18 protein-coding genes are annotated in these 15,756 nt (G+C 62.0%); 1 reads left to right on the top strand and 17 read right to left on the bottom strand.

Features of this window, described 5'->3' with window-relative positions; translation table 11 throughout:
• Positions 1–185: 185 nt before the first annotated feature.
• The gene (locus MWN33_RS05740; protein ID WP_247199469.1) at positions 186–713 is read right to left on the bottom strand and encodes a hypothetical protein; all 528 of its coding nucleotides are present in this window, start codon (positions 711–713) and stop codon (positions 186–188) included.
• 93 nt (positions 714–806) lie between these two features.
• Between MWN33_RS05740 and MWN33_RS05735 the strand changes: the two genes are divergently transcribed.
• Positions 807–1,052, top strand: coding sequence for a helix-turn-helix domain-containing protein (locus MWN33_RS05735; protein ID WP_247199468.1), 246 nt, complete (start codon positions 807–809; stop codon positions 1,050–1,052).
• A gap of 731 nt (positions 1,053–1,783) precedes the next feature.
• Here the strand turns inward: MWN33_RS05735 and MWN33_RS05730 are convergent.
• From MWN33_RS05730 to MWN33_RS05655, 16 genes are all read right to left on the bottom strand, one after another.
• A complete protein-coding gene (locus MWN33_RS05730) occupies positions 1,784–2,650 on the bottom strand; it encodes a DUF4435 domain-containing protein (protein WP_247199467.1) in 867 nt (288 codons plus the stop codon).
• Between the two features lie 10 nt (positions 2,651–2,660).
• Positions 2,661–4,025 carry an AAA family ATPase gene (locus MWN33_RS05725; RefSeq protein WP_247199466.1) on the bottom strand — a complete coding sequence of 455 codons (1,365 nt, stop codon included), beginning with the start codon at positions 4,023–4,025 and terminating at the stop codon, positions 2,661–2,663.
• Between the two features lie 186 nt (positions 4,026–4,211).
• The gene (locus tag MWN33_RS05720; RefSeq protein ID WP_247199465.1) at positions 4,212–5,408 is read right to left on the bottom strand and encodes a helix-turn-helix domain-containing protein; all 1,197 of its coding nucleotides are present in this window, start codon (positions 5,406–5,408) and stop codon (positions 4,212–4,214) included.
• A 56-nt stretch (positions 5,409–5,464) separates the two neighbouring features.
• A complete protein-coding gene (locus tag MWN33_RS05715; RefSeq protein ID WP_247199464.1) occupies positions 5,465–6,145 on the bottom strand; it encodes a hypothetical protein in 681 nt (226 codons plus the stop codon).
• Positions 6,146–6,239: 94 nt separating this feature from the next.
• Positions 6,240–7,841 (bottom strand): terminase large subunit, encoded by a 1,602-nt coding sequence (locus MWN33_RS05710; protein ID WP_247199463.1) that lies wholly within the window; start codon positions 7,839–7,841, stop codon positions 6,240–6,242.
• 2 nt (positions 7,842–7,843) lie between these two features.
• Positions 7,844–8,275, bottom strand: a complete 432-nt coding sequence (locus tag MWN33_RS05705; protein WP_247199462.1) for a phage terminase small subunit P27 family — start codon at positions 8,273–8,275, stop codon at positions 7,844–7,846.
• Positions 8,263–8,619 (bottom strand): HNH endonuclease signature motif containing protein, encoded by a 357-nt coding sequence (locus MWN33_RS05700; RefSeq protein ID WP_247199461.1) that lies wholly within the window; start codon positions 8,617–8,619, stop codon positions 8,263–8,265. Before MWN33_RS05700 ends, MWN33_RS05705 begins: the two co-directional genes overlap by 13 nt.
• Before the next feature lie 7 nt (positions 8,620–8,626).
• Entirely contained in the window at positions 8,627–9,232 is a 606-nt protein-coding gene (locus MWN33_RS05695) for a head-tail connector protein (protein ID WP_247199460.1), read from the bottom strand.
• Between the two features lie 204 nt (positions 9,233–9,436).
• A complete protein-coding gene (locus MWN33_RS05690) occupies positions 9,437–9,865 on the bottom strand; it encodes a hypothetical protein (RefSeq protein ID WP_247199459.1) in 429 nt (142 codons plus the stop codon).
• Between the two features lie 104 nt (positions 9,866–9,969).
• Entirely contained in the window at positions 9,970–11,175 is a 1,206-nt protein-coding gene (locus tag MWN33_RS05685) for a phage major capsid protein (protein ID WP_247199458.1), read from the bottom strand.
• Positions 11,176–11,177: 2 nt separating this feature from the next.
• Complete coding sequence (locus MWN33_RS05680) at positions 11,178–11,681, bottom strand: HK97 family phage prohead protease (RefSeq protein ID WP_247199457.1); 504 nt, start codon at positions 11,679–11,681, stop codon at positions 11,178–11,180.
• Positions 11,681–12,820: a phage portal protein gene (locus MWN33_RS05675; protein ID WP_247199456.1), complete on the bottom strand. Its 1,140-nt coding sequence runs from the start codon at positions 12,818–12,820 to the stop codon at positions 11,681–11,683. Before MWN33_RS05675 ends, MWN33_RS05680 begins: the two co-directional genes overlap by 1 nt.
• Before the next feature lie 159 nt (positions 12,821–12,979).
• Entirely contained in the window at positions 12,980–13,303 is a 324-nt protein-coding gene (locus MWN33_RS05670) for a hypothetical protein (protein WP_247199455.1), read from the bottom strand.
• 50 nt (positions 13,304–13,353) lie between these two features.
• Entirely contained in the window at positions 13,354–14,130 is a 777-nt protein-coding gene (locus tag MWN33_RS05665) for a hypothetical protein (protein ID WP_247199454.1), read from the bottom strand.
• The gene (locus tag MWN33_RS05660) at positions 14,127–14,378 is read right to left on the bottom strand and encodes a hypothetical protein (protein WP_247199453.1); all 252 of its coding nucleotides are present in this window, start codon (positions 14,376–14,378) and stop codon (positions 14,127–14,129) included. The genes MWN33_RS05665 and MWN33_RS05660 overlap by 4 nt, the downstream gene beginning before the upstream one ends.
• 598 nt (positions 14,379–14,976) lie before the next feature.
• Positions 14,977–15,732 (bottom strand): sulfite exporter TauE/SafE family protein, encoded by a 756-nt coding sequence (locus MWN33_RS05655; protein ID WP_247199452.1) that lies wholly within the window; start codon positions 15,730–15,732, stop codon positions 14,977–14,979.
• Positions 15,733–15,756 lie beyond the last annotated feature (24 nt).

Here is a 15,756-nt window from a genome sequence, read left to right as displayed (position 1 = left end):
CCGATTCCCCATCAGAGACAATATCGTATTTTCGTCTCTATACAATACGAAAATACGAAAGTGGATGCTCTGTCCCACAGTAGTGCATTTTGCGGCCTCGGCACACGATCCATGCCCTATCGGCAGTGCGCTTCCCCCTCTGGGCCTGGGGTCCGATAAGGAAGGTTATCGGACCCAGAATCGTGTCAGATGACCCCACTTTCCAGATCGTCCCCGGCACCACGCGCCCATCCGATCTGAGAGAGGGTTAGCGAATCGGCCTCGGGTGCGCCGAGGCTCGGCTCGCTGTCCGCCGTGTCCCACCCGGCATCGTTGGCGTCTTCGGCATCGTCAGGGCCCGAACGGAAAAATCCGCGCCCGCGAGTTTCCAGCGCAGTGTATTCACGCGGGTCGTCATCCTCCCCGTCGTCGACGTGCGTGTGGCACTGTCCCCGGCCGGCCATCTGCTCGCGCCAGCCGAGCGAATGCTCAGCGTCGCCGCCGTCCTCGCACTCGTCGGCCAACGTCGGGCAGAGACCATACCCAGCTGCCCCCTCGCACCACCCCATTGTTGGCTCATCGTCGTTGTCCGGCTCGAGGTCGGGATCCTCGAGCTCATCAAGCAAGGCCAGCAGGCCCTCGATCGCAGCTTCTGCCCGCTGACGAATCCGGTACTGCTCGACCATCACGTATTCCGGGATATAGCTTTCCCGTTCGCGGACATGGGTGCCCATGTGCGTGCTCCTGTGATAGAACTGATTTCAGTGCATTGTCCTGATAGCAGGACAGAAGCCAGTATGTCAACAGGAAATCAGGACACTGTACTTATGTTAGCCGTTCAATGCCGGATGGCCAGAGCCGCGCTCGGCTGGGGTGTGCGCGACCTCGCGAAGCATGCCGGCGTCTCGATCGACACGATCACGCGGCTGGAGAAGGGCGAGGTTCTACTGCCCCGCACCATCGAGGCGATCCAGGCTGCCCTAGAGAGCGCCGGCGTCCTCTTCGTCGATGAAAATGGCGAAGGGCCAGGCGTTCGATTGAAAAAAGGAAAGCCTGATGGCGCTAAAGGCTGAAGCTGAGAGAGTGATCAGGCATCTCGCCATTGAGTGGATGAACGAAACTGGGTACGTGAAGAAGGTCGGAAACTATCCTAGTTTCCTAGCTTTCGCGCGTGGATCGAGAACAAAGGGTACAACCAATACCTTGAATTTCGTTCGAAAATAGCGCCACGCCATATTGTCGAAGGCCGGTTTGAAAGTGAAATTAACAGATATTGGCGAGCTCGCGGCTGGCCAGACTGCTGATCGGAAGAAACATGGCGAGATCAGGTATCATTTCTGCGTTTAACCCGGCTCGGGGAATGGTTGCCATCCTCACCGAGGATGATGGATACACAATTGTCGAGCTACTCTCCGACTCTGACTGGGAGATTGGAGATAGCATTTTCTGGTCGGATAATTATGCCCTCGGAGCCGAAATTTATACGAATGTGACACGAAGTTCTCGCAGCGAAGTCTACGTCCAGAATCACGGCGTCTCGAATAACATAGTGCGCCAACAACTCCTTCTGTGATCGGCGCGCCTGTCTCGCGAGAGGCGCTTGCGAGGAGCTGAGGTCCCGCGCGGTGGAGGCGACCCAACGCGCGCTCAAGGAGGCCTTCGTCGACGAAAACGGCAATGAGCCTAGCGCGCGGCTTCGAAGCGACTCGTGCTGCCATGGGTATGACGCGATGGCAATTAGAATTGGTGATATCTGATTGGTTGAGACCAAGAGAGAGGGGAGGCAGATGACACGCCACGTCGATCAGTTAAGATCGGCTCGGAATATATTGTATTTGCCGGATTCCAGCTCCCACTCCCGGATATTCCGAAATATAGCAAGCTTGCAAAAATAATCGTCAGACATTCGTCTACAAATCTCAGCCATAATATTTTTCTCGGTACAAAAATACGGAAGCCATTCTGCAATTTGGCTTTGCATAAACATCCCCAATAACCTTATGAAGTCGTGACCGTTTGTGAGCTGATTATAATCGAATGATTGCCGCGAGTGACGCTCTATTAAATTTATAAGCATTTCATCACGCGATGTATCCGGTGCCTTTCCGTTGAATATCGCAGCAACAATACGCTCAGGTTTCGCATGCCCTTCGATACAACAGCACTCAATAAATACATCCGACAGTTTAAAATTTATAATTCCAACAACATTTATGTATCTTGTTACCGAAAGAGGCTTAATTGCGAGATGGAGTTTTTCTCTAATGGCCCCGACACCTCCAAGATTATTCAGTTTCTCGACGCTAGATTGTTCAAGAATAAAAATATCGAACGCCGTCGAATTCACGAAGTCCATATCTAGATCGTGGCCGGCGGTGTAAACTAAGCCCTCATGCACCTCGACCTCACCAACAAGGCGGTCAAAATCGGCATCAACGATGGCTACCGCGCCTTCAAAGCCTTCATCATACAGAAGCTCAATTGCCCCCACCGCGTTACCTCGACCATAGCAATTGATAATGGAACAATTTTTCTGCTGAATAAACGGTTCGAGCTTATCGATGTCTCCCGCACCTTCTAGGAGTAAAAACGATCCCTTATGGGCTTGACGTTCGAGCCTTACTTGTTGTGCAATGTCGTATTCATCCAATTCTGAGCCAATGGACAGCATTTCGCAGGTCCTACTCCGCATCATCCACAGGACCAAGCTCGATCACCAGATCACTCCAACGGCCTATGAGTTGCGGTGAATGAGTGGCAAGAATAACATCGAAACTGTTTACCTTAATAATTTGCATCAAATCAGCTATAAATTTCTTTTGCCACGAAACATGAAGAGAAAGTTCCGGCTCATCGATAAGAATAAGAGAATTCCCCCCAATCTCAAACAGCAACTCAAAAAATAGCACTAACTGATGCTGCTCTCCTGACGAAAGACCGCCAAGAGGAACAATATCTCCGTGAAATATAACGTCGACGCCGCTTTTTTTGCTAATTCTCACTTCTTTTGGCGAGAATCTCTCATCAATAAGCGATTTAAAAAGCCGCACTTTGGCCAGAATAGCGTCTAGAGATGCGAGCTTATCCCTCGTGTCGTCTATATAAACACTTAAAACGCGTGCAATAGCACTATCGACGGTGCCGGATGGTATTTCAACCGTGGCTTCGCTTTCAACGTCGAGAATCCCCGCGTCGGTCAGGGCTGCCCTCTTTTCATCCAGAGCTTCCAGGGCGACCTGTAGCTGCTCAGGGGTCAGGAAATTGCCACTTTGGATAACGCGCCGCGGAAAGGATCTATCTAGCAATTGAGATAGAGTCGCGTAACGACTGATTTCCTGGGCAATAATGTCTTTAAGCTTCTGGGCCTTTTGCGTGATAGCTAAGGTTGATATGGGCTTCGTAGATCCATAATATGCACGATCTCCAACCTGATCTCGCAATATCAGCAAGCGCTGCGTCTCGATCAATCGACAGTCAACGCTGCCGATTATTCTAGATACCGCTTCGTCTCTCTTGCCATAAAAATTATCCTTAACATTATCTGGAAAGACGTCGCCGTATATTTCAAGAAGATCATTCGTGCTAAAAACGTCACCCGAATGATCATGGCGCCAGCGATTCCCTCCCAACCTAGTAACAAACGGCAAATATCTTTCGAGAGGGAACGGCCTTCGCTGGTCATTCGCCCGCGGCGACCACTTACCCTCTAGCGTTCCGGCGGCTGATATTACGAATATCGTAAATGGACCACTGCCTGAATTTTCGTCTTCACTTGGTCCCAAATCTGATTTTTTAATTAAAACTTTGTATCCGTTGGAGAAAACATAGTTTATTTCTGAAAAATCTGTTTCAGAAAAAATAGACCATTTTGCGCCGAATAGACCATGTATAAGTCGCAGGCATATAGTTTTTCCTGCGCCATTCGGGGCAATAATAGCGGTAACGTGCCGCTGGGTATTAATAGGAATTTCATATGTAAACTCACCAAATAGTCCGATTACTTTAAAATTTATTAGACGGTTATGAGCGTTCGGAGATTCGGTCATATTTTGGTACCGGTCCCAAGTCTGATCCCCGCAACGGTAACATGATCTCGGCTATTTCATAGAGGTGGAGGACGAAGTCGAGCGGCTACGCGCCGCGGTGCAGCGGCTCGCCGATCTCCGCCGGCCAGCAATCAGCTGTCGGTACAGTTGCGCCGCACACCGTCCTGGCATGGCGTGAGGTGTGCTTTAAGATGCGTCACGGGGCGGGAACCTCACCACGTCTCCACCGCTGGCTATCGATGTCTTGCGGATGAGCGGAAGCGAAACGACGGTGCCGTTCGCATCGAACCAGCCGTTAGGAAGCGAAACAAGATCCTCAACGTCGCGAGCAGAGATAACAAACTCGGTCTCTAGCAAGTCCTGCTTTGACCTAGCGCCGCTCTCGACAAGATCGCGAATGGCGCGTGCCATCAACTTCGGATTGTCACGAGGCCATTCACGATCAAGCGGCTCCCCGCGATTCCAACCTTTGAAGCTATAATGCTTATACAACTGTGTCGCAGCCGCCTTATCGATCAGGTTGAGATCACTGCAACGCATGATCATTGCCTTAACTGAACAACGCCACCGCTCCTTTAATGCCAAAAAACCCGCCAAAGTCAGTTGCCGAACCTCAACTGCAAAGCTGGTCGCAGGCATCAGAAAGGCACTTGCCAGCCGAAAGGCCTGGCTCTCGATGCGGTCGAAATCCTGCTCGAACTGCTCTTGCGTAAGCAGCCGGTGCAGGACCGCGTGCGCCATCTCGTGCGCCGCGTCCATCTGGGATCTGAAAAACGATTCCTTATCGCGCGCCAGGAGCACATAGGGGCGTTGATCTGCGTGGGACCAATTACAGACGCCATCGAGCCGACCGGAATCGGCAACATCATAGACAACAACAAACCCATGCATCTCCAGCACGGAGATCATGCTGGCGATAGGGCCAGTTCCGAGATTCCAATGTGCCCGCAAGTCGCCCGCGATCGCTTCGATGTCTTCGTCAGCCAGAGACGCGTAGCTCCGGCCGTGCAGGAAATCAGGCACGTCATACTTTGGAAAATCGTAGTAGTGCTGAAGCACCAGCGAGATATCCTGCGCCCAACGCAGCCGCGCTCGTTCCCGAGCTTGGACGGCAGGCTCCACGGATTTCCGCGCACGAAGGAAGAATGCGCCACCGCCATGATCCGGCATCGGGCGGAGGAAATAGCTTCTGCGGACGTTTAGCGCTCGCGCGAGCGCGTCCAGGGCCTCCGGCTCGGGCGTGACTTCGCCGGTTTCCCAACGAGAGATTGTGCTGGACGGCTTGCCGATCAAATTGCCGAGGGCAAGCTGCCTATTGAGGCTACGTGCCTCCCTCGCTTCTACGAGGCGGCGCGCGATGAAGCCAGGAGTTCCGGGGCGCATAGAATCCCTCCAGCCCCCGAAGCAGCTGCATCGGGGGCGCTACGCGATACAAATGATCAGCCGTGCTTCTTATCGTCGTCCGGCAAAATCTCTTCGGGAGGCTGATAGGCGCCGGCCCGCTTGCGCACAAGGGGCGGTTCTGCAACCGGCGCCGGTGCCGGGGCATACCGGGCCAGCACCTTTTCGAGGGACTCATAGAATACAAAATTGTCATGCCGATGATCGACGATAGCGACGGCAATTTCCCCGATGCCGTCGGGCTGCCGGCGATCCGGGCAGACGAGGAGGAAGACCGCTACAGAGTTGATGAGCTCCCGCACCGCCGCGGGAGAGAAGAGATCGGCCGTAGCGGTCACAACGCGGTTAAGGCGCTCTACGAGCTTCTTGCGGGACTTGTTCGCCGCCGGCAGCGTGGACGGAACTGAAATGGATGCACGAACGACAACCGCGCGCCCCAGCTTGGCGTGCGCCTGATGGACGAAAAGATCCGTGCCTTCGATCGCACCCCGCTCCGCCGCGGAAAAACCGCCGGAACCGGCAGCGCGGAGCAGTCCTTTTTCGATCACCGCGGTGCGGATCTGGCCCACAACACGGGAACGATCGCGATCGGTAACATCGAGATCAGCCCCCTTGGCCAACGCCAGCCGACCCGCTGCACGAGCAGCTTCGTCAAAATCACGAAGGAACGTTTCCGTCAGCTCGCTGACGATAAACTCACCCATATCCACGTCGGCCATGGAATCAACTCCAAATCCCGTTATGTGGGAATGTGGTCTCATTTCTCTCCACAATCAACCTCTATTTCGCCTGGCAGCCACCGTGTGAACAGCGCTAAAGCACCATCATCTCGGGCGACCACTCGTCGCTCTCGTATATGCTCGACCCGCCCTCAGCGCTCGCTCGAGCAACCGCCATGGCGCAGGCGACGGCGCCGTCGATCCGGTCCCGGCTCTTGCCCTTGTGGAACATGCGGTTGCCGGCGCTGTCGGTGTGGACGGCGATGTTGTCGAAGCACCAGCGCAGGACGGGGTGCCCGCCATGGGCGAGCTGACGCCCGACAATGGCGCGCTCCAGCTCCTTTACCGCCGGCGCCATGGTCACCCAGCCCTGCCGCATCTCGACGGCCGGCAGCCCATCCTCAGCTAAGTTGTTGAGCATGTTGCGGGCGAGGTGCGGATCGAAGGCGATTTCCTGCACGGCATAGCGCGAGCAGAGATCGCGGATCGTGTCTTCGACGGCGCGAAAGTCGACCACGTTGCCGGGTGTGGGAATGATGAAGCCCTGTTCCGCCCATGTGGTGTAGGGCACTCCGTCGCGATCGGCACGGACACGGAGGTTCTCTTCCGGACAGAAGAACCACGGGTGGACGATGTAGCCGCCCTTCTCGTCGCACCACGCGGCGACCACGGCGGTGAGGTCGTGATTGGAGGAGAGGTCGACGCCAAGCCAGCACGGTTCGCCGGCGAGCAGCTCGAGGTCGACCGCGCCGGCGCCCTCGTCATAGACGCCCATGTCGACGAACGGGTCTGCCGAGTGATCAAGCCAGATGTTGAGGTTGAGCTGGCGGAAGGCCTCGCGATCGCCGATGCGCCGTTGTCCCTCACGGGCGAGCTGGCGCAGCCCTTCAATGTCGGGATAGCCAAGGGCCAAGCCGGGGTTCACCCGGTGCCACACCGCTTCATCCGTCCAGTCGCAGTCGCGCTCGGCTTCGAACAGGATCGGCAGGATGGAGGGATCGTCGACCTCGCCGCGCGCCACCTTGCGGGCATCGTCGACGATGTCCCAGGCGACATTCTCCTGCCCCCGGCCGGCCGTGGTGGCGACGATGAGCAGTGAACCCTTCTGCTTCACCAGGCCGGAGCGCAGCACGTCCCAGAGGTCGCGCTTGGGCCAGGCATGGAGTTCATCGGCGAGAACGAAGGCGGGCGTGCGGCCGTGCTGTGTGCCAGCATCCGCTGAGATCGCCTCATAGAAGGATCCATCGCGCGGAAAGGTGAGGCGGTTGCGGTAGTCGACGACGCGGGTGTTCGATGCAGCCTGCGGCACGGTGCGGACGATCCCCAGCGCCTCGGCATAGGCGAGCCGCGCCTGCTTCCTGTCGGCCGCGGCTGATATCACCTCACCGCCCGGTACTCGCTCCGGCCCGATCGTGTGCAGCAGCGCGAGAGCCGCCGCCAAGCTGGTCTTGCGGTTGCCGCGCGGCAGCAGCAGCACCACGGTCTTGACGATGCGGGTGCCATCCTCATGGCGCGGGCCGTAGATCCTGCGCACGATCCGCTCCTGCCAGGGATCGAGCCGGAACGGCCGGCCGGGCAAGGTGCTCTTGGGATGCTTGAGCATGCCGAGCCAGCGCACCGCCCGCTCGCCGCGCCCCATGGGATCGGGGATCTCGCTGCCGTCGAAGATCCACGCCGGATAGGTCGAGCCGGCCATGGTCAATCGCCCATGCCGAACAAGTCGTCCTGGCCGTCATCCGCCGCGCCGCGCGCCGCCGGCCGGGAACGGCTGACCGGGGTCAGCCCTAGCTCGCCGGCGAGCAGGCGCGCCTGCGTCTGCGCATCGGATGAGATCGCGACCGCCGGGTGCTTCTTCGGCCCGGTCTTGCTCTGATAGATCATGCCCTCTTTCGAGATCAGCCGCTCGGCTTCCGCCGCGCGTCCGACCGCGACGCAGTAATTCGCCAGGGTGGCGACGTCGGTCATGGTGAGGGTGCGGCGCTCGTCGATCAGGATCGGCGCCACTTGCTCCCATTCGGCGCGGGCGTCCGGCGAGAGCCAGTCCGGCGGATCGAGCGGACCGCGCACCGGCGAGGATCCGGGAACGATGCTGAAGGGCTTGGCACCGCGCATGAGGATCAGCTCTCCCATGACGGTTTCGCCGCCCGCTTTTCCCGCGCCTGCTTCCACCGGCTGTGGCACGTGGTGCAGAGCGGTTGCCAGTTCGACCGCGACCAGAACAGGCGCTGATCGCCCTTGTGCGGCACGATGTGGTCGACGACGGACGCCGGCGCGCCGCAGCCCGGCCGGGCACAGCGCGGATTGAGCTTCAGGAAGGCCGCGCGCTCCTTGTCCCATTTGCTGTCATAGCCGCGCTCGCGCGATGACACGCGGCGCAGCTCATAGGCGGCCTTGCGCTTGCGCTCGCAAGGGCAGTGCTCGCCGGAGGCGATGCGATGGCCGCAGCCGCAGATGCGAGGAGCGCGAACCGGCATGACGGCCTCACGCAAAGCCCGGCAGCCGATACGGCGCCAGGAGGTCGGTGACTTCGGTGGAGAGCGAGGCCGGCAGCCCGTAGGAGAAGGTGCCGACACCGTCGACCTCCTCGCTGCGCAGGGCCGGGTTGTGGCCCCGGCCGGTATAGGCATTGCGCACGGCGATGATGGCGGCGCGCTCGATATCGGCCGGCAGGTTCCGCCCCTCGGTATCTGGCAGGATAAAGCCGGCGCTGTAATCGACGAGGATCCGGCCCGGTGCCCAGATGGACCGCCCGCCGGAACTGGTGAGGCGGTAGAGCATGCCAGTGTCGGAATCGGCCTCGTAAAGCGCAGGCAGCAGCGAGCCAGCCTCGGTAGTGACGGAATTGATCACCGCGACCGGGAAGCGGCTCAGCAGCAGCGCGCCGGCGGGTTCGGTGAGATGGACGCTCTCGCGCACGTCCTCGCGGGCGAAGATGCGCCCGCACCAGCTCTCGACGGCCCGGCTCGCCTGGCTGATCAGCTGGCCGATGAAGATATCATCCGGCCCCGTCACCCGGTCGAGCTCGGCGTTCACGGCATCGAGCGTCGTCAGGTCGCGTTTTGCCGCCGGCGTGATGATCGTGAGCATGATGCATCCTCGAATTGAGGGCGGACGCAGCCTCCCGCTGCGCCCGCCGTTGAGCCCTTGGCCTGCCTATGGGTACAGGCTGGTGCTCGCGACCTTCCCCGCCTTGCCTCCCATGAACCCCGCTTGGAGGTGGTGCCGGAGAGGCGGAGTTTCCGTTGTTGGGCAGGCCGCTACGTGCCCTCAAGGTTCGGCACCGGAATTCGATCAGGCCACCGGGCGCTCGCGCGCGTGGCCCTTGATGACGGTCGCGGCGAGCGGCGTCGCGGTGCCATGCGTGCCGGAGAAGTCGGCGAGCAGCTTGATGAAGCGGCGATTGCCGACATAGCCGACGCGGGTCACGCTCGGATCGGGATGCGCCGCCTTCAGCGCCAGCACGATGCCGGAGCTGACGCCCGAGACGCCCTGCAGGTCGGCGTCCGTCACCGGCTCATAGGTGGCATCGTCGTCGCTGTGCGTGAGCTTGAACTCGATCTTGTTGGTGCCGTTGAAGCTGATGCCGCCGGCGCCGACATGGATCGCCAGCATGGCGGCATCGAAGCCCTTGAGGTCGATCGCCGCCGGCACGTTGTCGGCGTCATAGGCCGCCGGCGCGATGACCGAGGCGACGGCGATATTGCTGATGATGTCCCGCATGACAGGATCCTTCGTGGCGAAAAGGGGGCCAGCGCAAAACTGCGCAGGGGGTTGCTGAAAATTGAGCAGGGGGTCTATCCAGATTTGGGGAGACCCCCCGGCCGTCAGGAAACCGCCATCTTGAGCTTGCGCAGCGCGCGGGCCTGCACCACGCCGGCGCCGGTGCGGCGGGTGGCATGGATGCGGGTGATGCCGTCGGTGGCGCGGATGTACGGATTGACCAGGATCGACAGCGCCAGGCGGTCGACGATCCGGTAGGCGGTGGCGAAGTCGCCGAACAGGATGGGCGTGGCGCCTGCGGCGACGTCGGGCATGTCGACGGCTTCAACCACCGGACGGCCGAGCAGACGTTCAGCCTGTCCCTCCTGATACGAGGGCGTCCAAAGGTAATTGCCCTGGCCGTCCTTCATGGTGCGCAGCTTGGCGAGCGTGCCGCCATTCATCAGCCAGGTGCCGCGGGACCGGTACGCCTCCGGCAGCGCGTACATCAGCGCGATGAGCTGGTCCGCTGACAGGTTCGTCGCGTGGCCGTTCAGCGTCTCGGCGATGCCGGCGGCGGTGAGCAGGCCTTCCGGCTCCAGCACGCCGTTGCCGGAGACGAAGGCCAGGCCTTCCTTCTGGCCGAAGTCCTCGGCAAGCGAGAGCCGGATTTCCGCCTCCGCCGTGCCGCCGGAATCGGCGAGCAGCTGATTGGAGACGTCGACGAAGGTATTGACCTCGCGGATCGGGATTTCCACCTGGCCGAAGCTCGGCTCGCTGCCCTCCTGAGGCTGCGTCTCGCCCTTCCACTTGGCGTTGGTTGTGCCGGTGCGCTTGGGATAGCTCACCGCCGGCGCCGTGGTGGTGCGCACCGTGGCGAGCGTGCGGATCGGCGAGAATTCCACGAGGTCGCGGATGAACTCGCTCGACATCTCGGTCGGCGCCAGATAGCCGCCCTGCGTGTCGGACGAGACGGTGAGCACCTTGAGCTCGGTCTCCGGCGCGCGGTCACCCTGACGTAGATAGGTGGCGAACGCCTTCTGCTCGGTGCTCGGCTCGCCCTTGGTCTCGCCGGTGCCGTTTGGACGGTTGCCCTTGGCCTCCAGCTTGTCGAGCCGCGCGGTGAGCTTGGACAGCGGATCGTCCTTCGGCTCCGGCGTGGTGCCCTTGCCCTCCAGCGCGGCGATACGGTCGCCGAGCGCCTTCTGGCCGTCGGTGACGGTCTTGGTGAGGGCGTCGAGCGCCTTGGTGACGACCTCATTGGGATCGTCATTGTCGCCCTTCAGTTCGACCGCGCCGGGCGCCAGCACGTGCAGGCAGGTATGCTTCATCGTCAGCTTCCTCGAATGGCCGCTTCCGCGCGGCGGATGGATTCGGCGAGGGCGAAGGCTCCCGCCGCGGACTTGGCGGAAGTGACCTTCGCGCCGGGGTGCATGGGCGCGCTCACCAGCGACACCTCGAAAAGCTCAAGCGCCTTGATGGTCCGCCCGCCGCCCGCGCGGGCAGCCGCCTTGCGGGTGACGAAGCCGATGGACAGGCCGCGCACCGCGCCGGCCTTGACCAGCGCGCGGACCTCGCGGGCGCGGGCCACCTCGTCGACCAGCAGCCGGCCAGCGACGTGCAGGCCGTCCGCCTTCTCCTCCACCCGGTCCCATGCGCCGACGGGATCGTTGAGGTCGTGGCCGAAAAGCATGGGCAGGGGCAGCTTGAGGCCCTTGAAGGCGCCCGGCTCGATCCAGTCGCCGATGCGGTCGGGCGAGCCGAACTTCCAGGCGAGGCCGGAGATCGCCCCGCTCTCGTCCGCCAGCACCTTGGTCTCGAAGAAGGCGCGTTCCATCAGTCTTCCTCACGGCGGGCCGGCCCGGTGGTGCGGGTGGTGACGGTGACGTTGGGATTGGCGTATTCCTCGCCCCCAGTTCGCGGCGGCAGGTCGAGCCAGTCGCGGCCCTCATTGGGGTTCAGCACCCGCGCCGAGATGAGCGAAGAGATCGCCGCCGCCCGCTCGGTGAGGCTGGCGCGGGTGAGGTCGTCGCGATCGAACACGATCCGGTACTCGCGCCGCTCGTCCGGCGTGAACAGCGCCCGGCGCAGGGCGCCCTCGAGCGCGCGCAGCCACGGCTCCAGCGAGTAGGTCAGGAACTCCTTGCCCATCTGCTCGGAGTTGGACCAGGTCGCGCGGTCCAGCTCGTAGAGCATGGACGGCGGCACGCGAAAGGCGCGGGCAATCTCGATGATCTGGAATTTGCGCATCTCGAGGAACTGAGCGTCCGTCGACTTCAGCGTGAGCTGCGTGTACTCCGCGCCGCCTTCCACGATCGCCGTGCCGCCCGACTTGCCGCCGCCATGGGCGAGCTGCCAGGCCTCACGGATGCGCTTCAGGGCGTCCCGTGAGGTGCGGTCCTTCAGCGCCAGCACGCCCGACGGCCGCGCGCCATCGCGGAACAACCGACCGGCATGGCCCTCCATTAGCTTGGCGACGCCTATGGCATCCGCGGCGAGGGACAGCGGGCAGCGGGCGAAGGGCGAGCGCAGGTGCACCACGTCGTCGGCGGAGACCGGGACGTTGTTGATGCGGAAGCTTGGCTCGAGCCGCCCGTCGCCGGAATAGTCGACCGCGAAGTGCGCCGGTTCATAGCGCACCAGTTCGATCGTGCGCCCGTCCACCTTGTTCGCCAGCGCCAGCGCGCCCTTGTCGCTGATCAGCGCGGCGGCGACCATGTCGCGGATGAACTCGAAGCGCGGCGTCCAGTCGTTCGGGCGATCGGCCAGCAGCCGCGCGGTGGGATGTTCGGGCGCCTCGGCTTCCGTGCTGCCGATCCGACGCATCACCTTCAGCTCGAGGCAGGCGGCGGCTTCCGAGATCAGCCGGATCGCCGACTGCGCCGCCGGCACGGTCATGGCTTGGGCCGCTCCAACGGACAGGCCGGAAGGCAGCGCGCCGAGCTGTGCCAGCAGCTCCGAATCCGCCGCCGCCATGCTCTTCGCCGTCCTGAACCATCCTGAGAGCCGCTGAAGCACTTCTGACCCCGACTAACCTACTGACAAATATTGAAAAACCCTATTTAGCCTCTATCTCACGCGGTGGACCCCAAGCGGTCCGGCGCCCCTAGCGAGAAGTCGCGAACCACCCCCGGGTCATGCGATGTCATCCTCGCGCTCGCCGCTGGCGATCCGCATGCGGTCGAGCGCGCTCTCGCCCGGCGGGCGAAGCATCGGCAGGCTGCGGCCGCGATAGCGGCCCAGCGGTCGACCCGGCAGGGATGCGAAGACGTGGGCAGCGACCGGCATGCGGCCGATCTCACGGCGGCAGAAGCGGCACCATTGCTGCCAGGCCAGCGTGCCGGCCTCGACGAACACCCATGTATCGTCCGGCAGTCCGAACACGGCGCGGCGCGCCAGCTCGGCATGCGGCGAAGCGGTCGGGCGAGCCGAGGTGCTGATGAGGGTCTGATGCTGCATAGACGATTCTATGCGCTCAGCGTGTTCGTTCGAACAGAGGCCTGTTTCTCTCAGTTACTCTCACGACGGTATATGTCATCATCCCGCAGGCCAGCGACGGGACCACCAAGCGGGAGAGATGAGGGTTCAGGCGACGATGCCGCTGCCCCTCTCCACCTAGAACGACCTCTTAAGGTCTTCTCTGTGTTCTTCGTGGTGCTCAGATTTTTGACTTGTGCTGACGTTTTGGACCCTATCGGCCGGTGCACCGTTGGCCCGCGCTTGAGCCAGGCGCGCCATTCCGGCGAGACGATCTCCACCACGTTCGGCAGGTGCTTGCGGCCGCACTGGGGGCGATGGGTGATGCGGATGAGGCCCAACCGGCGCGCCTCATGCAGCGCGTTCTGCACCGACGTGCGGCACACGCCAGCGAGCGCCGCGATCTGATCGATGGGCAGCTCGCATGTGCCGTGGTGCTTCACCTCGCCGGCGACGATCGCGAGCACCGCTCCCTCGCTCTCGGTGAAGAAGCTGGCGAGCGTGGCCGGCATGGGTGCGGACCTGGCCAGCCCGCGCCGCCGGCGCCGGGACGCCTCCCGACCCGGCGAAGCCTGCCGCCGGCGCGGCGTGAAACGGCTTAGCGTCAAAGTCGCGGACTTCGGCCGCCCGCCGCCGATCCGCTTGCGCCGGACGTCAACGAGGCCCGCCAGCGCCTCCGCCTCATCATCGCAGAGCTGCTTGGCTCCCCACTGTTCCCAGACGGTAGCGGCGAGGCGGTCGAGATCCGCAGCGCCCTTGGCCTGACCAATAGCGAGGCGAAGGGTGTCGACGACGGTGAGCGCGCTCATGCCACGCCTCCCGCCGACCAGACGCCCGCTCGCATCGGGATCGGCTCGAGGCGTAGCCCGAACATCTCCGCCAAGGCGGTCGCGATCTCGCCGGCCTCGTCACGATCGCGCAGATAGGCGCTTCGCTCCCACCATCGGCCGTCGGGTTCAACCAGGACGACGAGATAGCGATCCTCAAACGCACCCTCGTAGCGATGCACGGCGATATGGCGACGGTCTCCACCGGGGAAGCCTACGACCACGCTCATCGACAGCTCTCCCGAGCCACGGCTGCCGTTGCAGTTTTCAGCGTTGGGAAATCGCCGAGCGAGGCCCCGTTCGCGTCGAGAGCCCGGTAGCCGCCATCAGCGCTTTCGATTGACCCGAGGCGCACTCGACCGTCGTAAACGGCCCCACAGAATTCGTCGTGGACCGCCTTCGCGGCTCCCATTCGGTGTGGGCGGCAGTGAAAATTCTTCTTTGTTTTCAATACACGGGATTGTGCCCGCACATGGGAAGAACCGCTTGAAACCGCTCCTAAATCTGGCACACTCTCCTGGGCACCATCACGCCACAGATATGTGTGGCGTCCGGCAGTTGAGAACTGCCGGGATCCTTTCCCTCTTTCCGTTTGTGCAGTTCGGATTGAGACAGCCGGGCGGCATTTCTAGTGCCCGCGGAGTGCCGCTGCCTTCATTCAAGACGCGCTCCATCGGACGGCGCCGATTCGCGCGGCTTGCGGGTAATGGCCGGAATCGGGCCGGCCGCGTGCCGGTGTTAGGGCCGGGTGAAGGGTTTGCGCCGGCGTGTTGCGGAATTCCGACGCGAGGCCGCTGGAAATAGCGCAGGGGAGCGCCCTCCCCTGCCTCAGCTGCCGGCCAGCCCCGTCCAGATGAAGGAGACGCCGCTCAGCACGACCAGCGCCTCCACGATGGCGGTGTGCACTTTCACGTGCATCCGGTCGATCAGCCAGCGCGCGCCATAGGCGCCGGGCACCATGCACATGCCGATCAGCAGGCCGGCGATCAGAAGCTCCCATGTCACCAGGTCGAGCTTGCCGAACATGGCGATCTTGAGGACGTTCACCACCATGCCGATCAGCGCGTCGGTGCCGACCACGGCCCCGCGCACCAGCCCGAGGCCGAGCAGCAGCGGCATGAGGATGACGCCGCCGCCCGGCAGCGCGCCGGAGATCAGCCCGAACATGCCGGAATAACCCAGCACGGCGCCGGTTGTCGGCGCGACGGCCCGTCGGGCCATGTAGCGGCGCAACGGAATCGATACCAGCAGGAACGCGCCGATCAGCACCGCCAGCTCGGTCTGCGGGAGGTAGCTGTAGAGCAGCGTGCCGACGATGACGCAGGGCAAGGCCGGCAGCATGATCCTCCCCACGGTGGCGCGGTCGATCTGGTGCCGGTACACCCACATGCGCGAGAAATTGCCCAGCGTCATGGCGATTGACATGACCGGCACCACCGCCTTCACCCCGACAACCGGCATAAGGAACGGGGTGACAATGAGCCCCGCGCCGAAGCTGCTGATGCCGCCCAGTATGGAGCCGCCGAGGGCGATGAGGCCGAGAAGGAAGAACTGATCCAGACCGATCAATCCCAGGCTTGCCATGATGTTCGTCCGTTCTTTCTTTTC

It is taken from the genome of Ancylobacter koreensis, assembly GCF_023016525.1.
Lineage (GTDB): Bacteria > Pseudomonadota > Alphaproteobacteria > Rhizobiales > Xanthobacteraceae > Ancylobacter > Ancylobacter koreensis.
The sequence above is the reverse complement of the archived record's forward strand: the minus strand, read 5'-3'. Positions and strand labels throughout refer to the sequence as shown.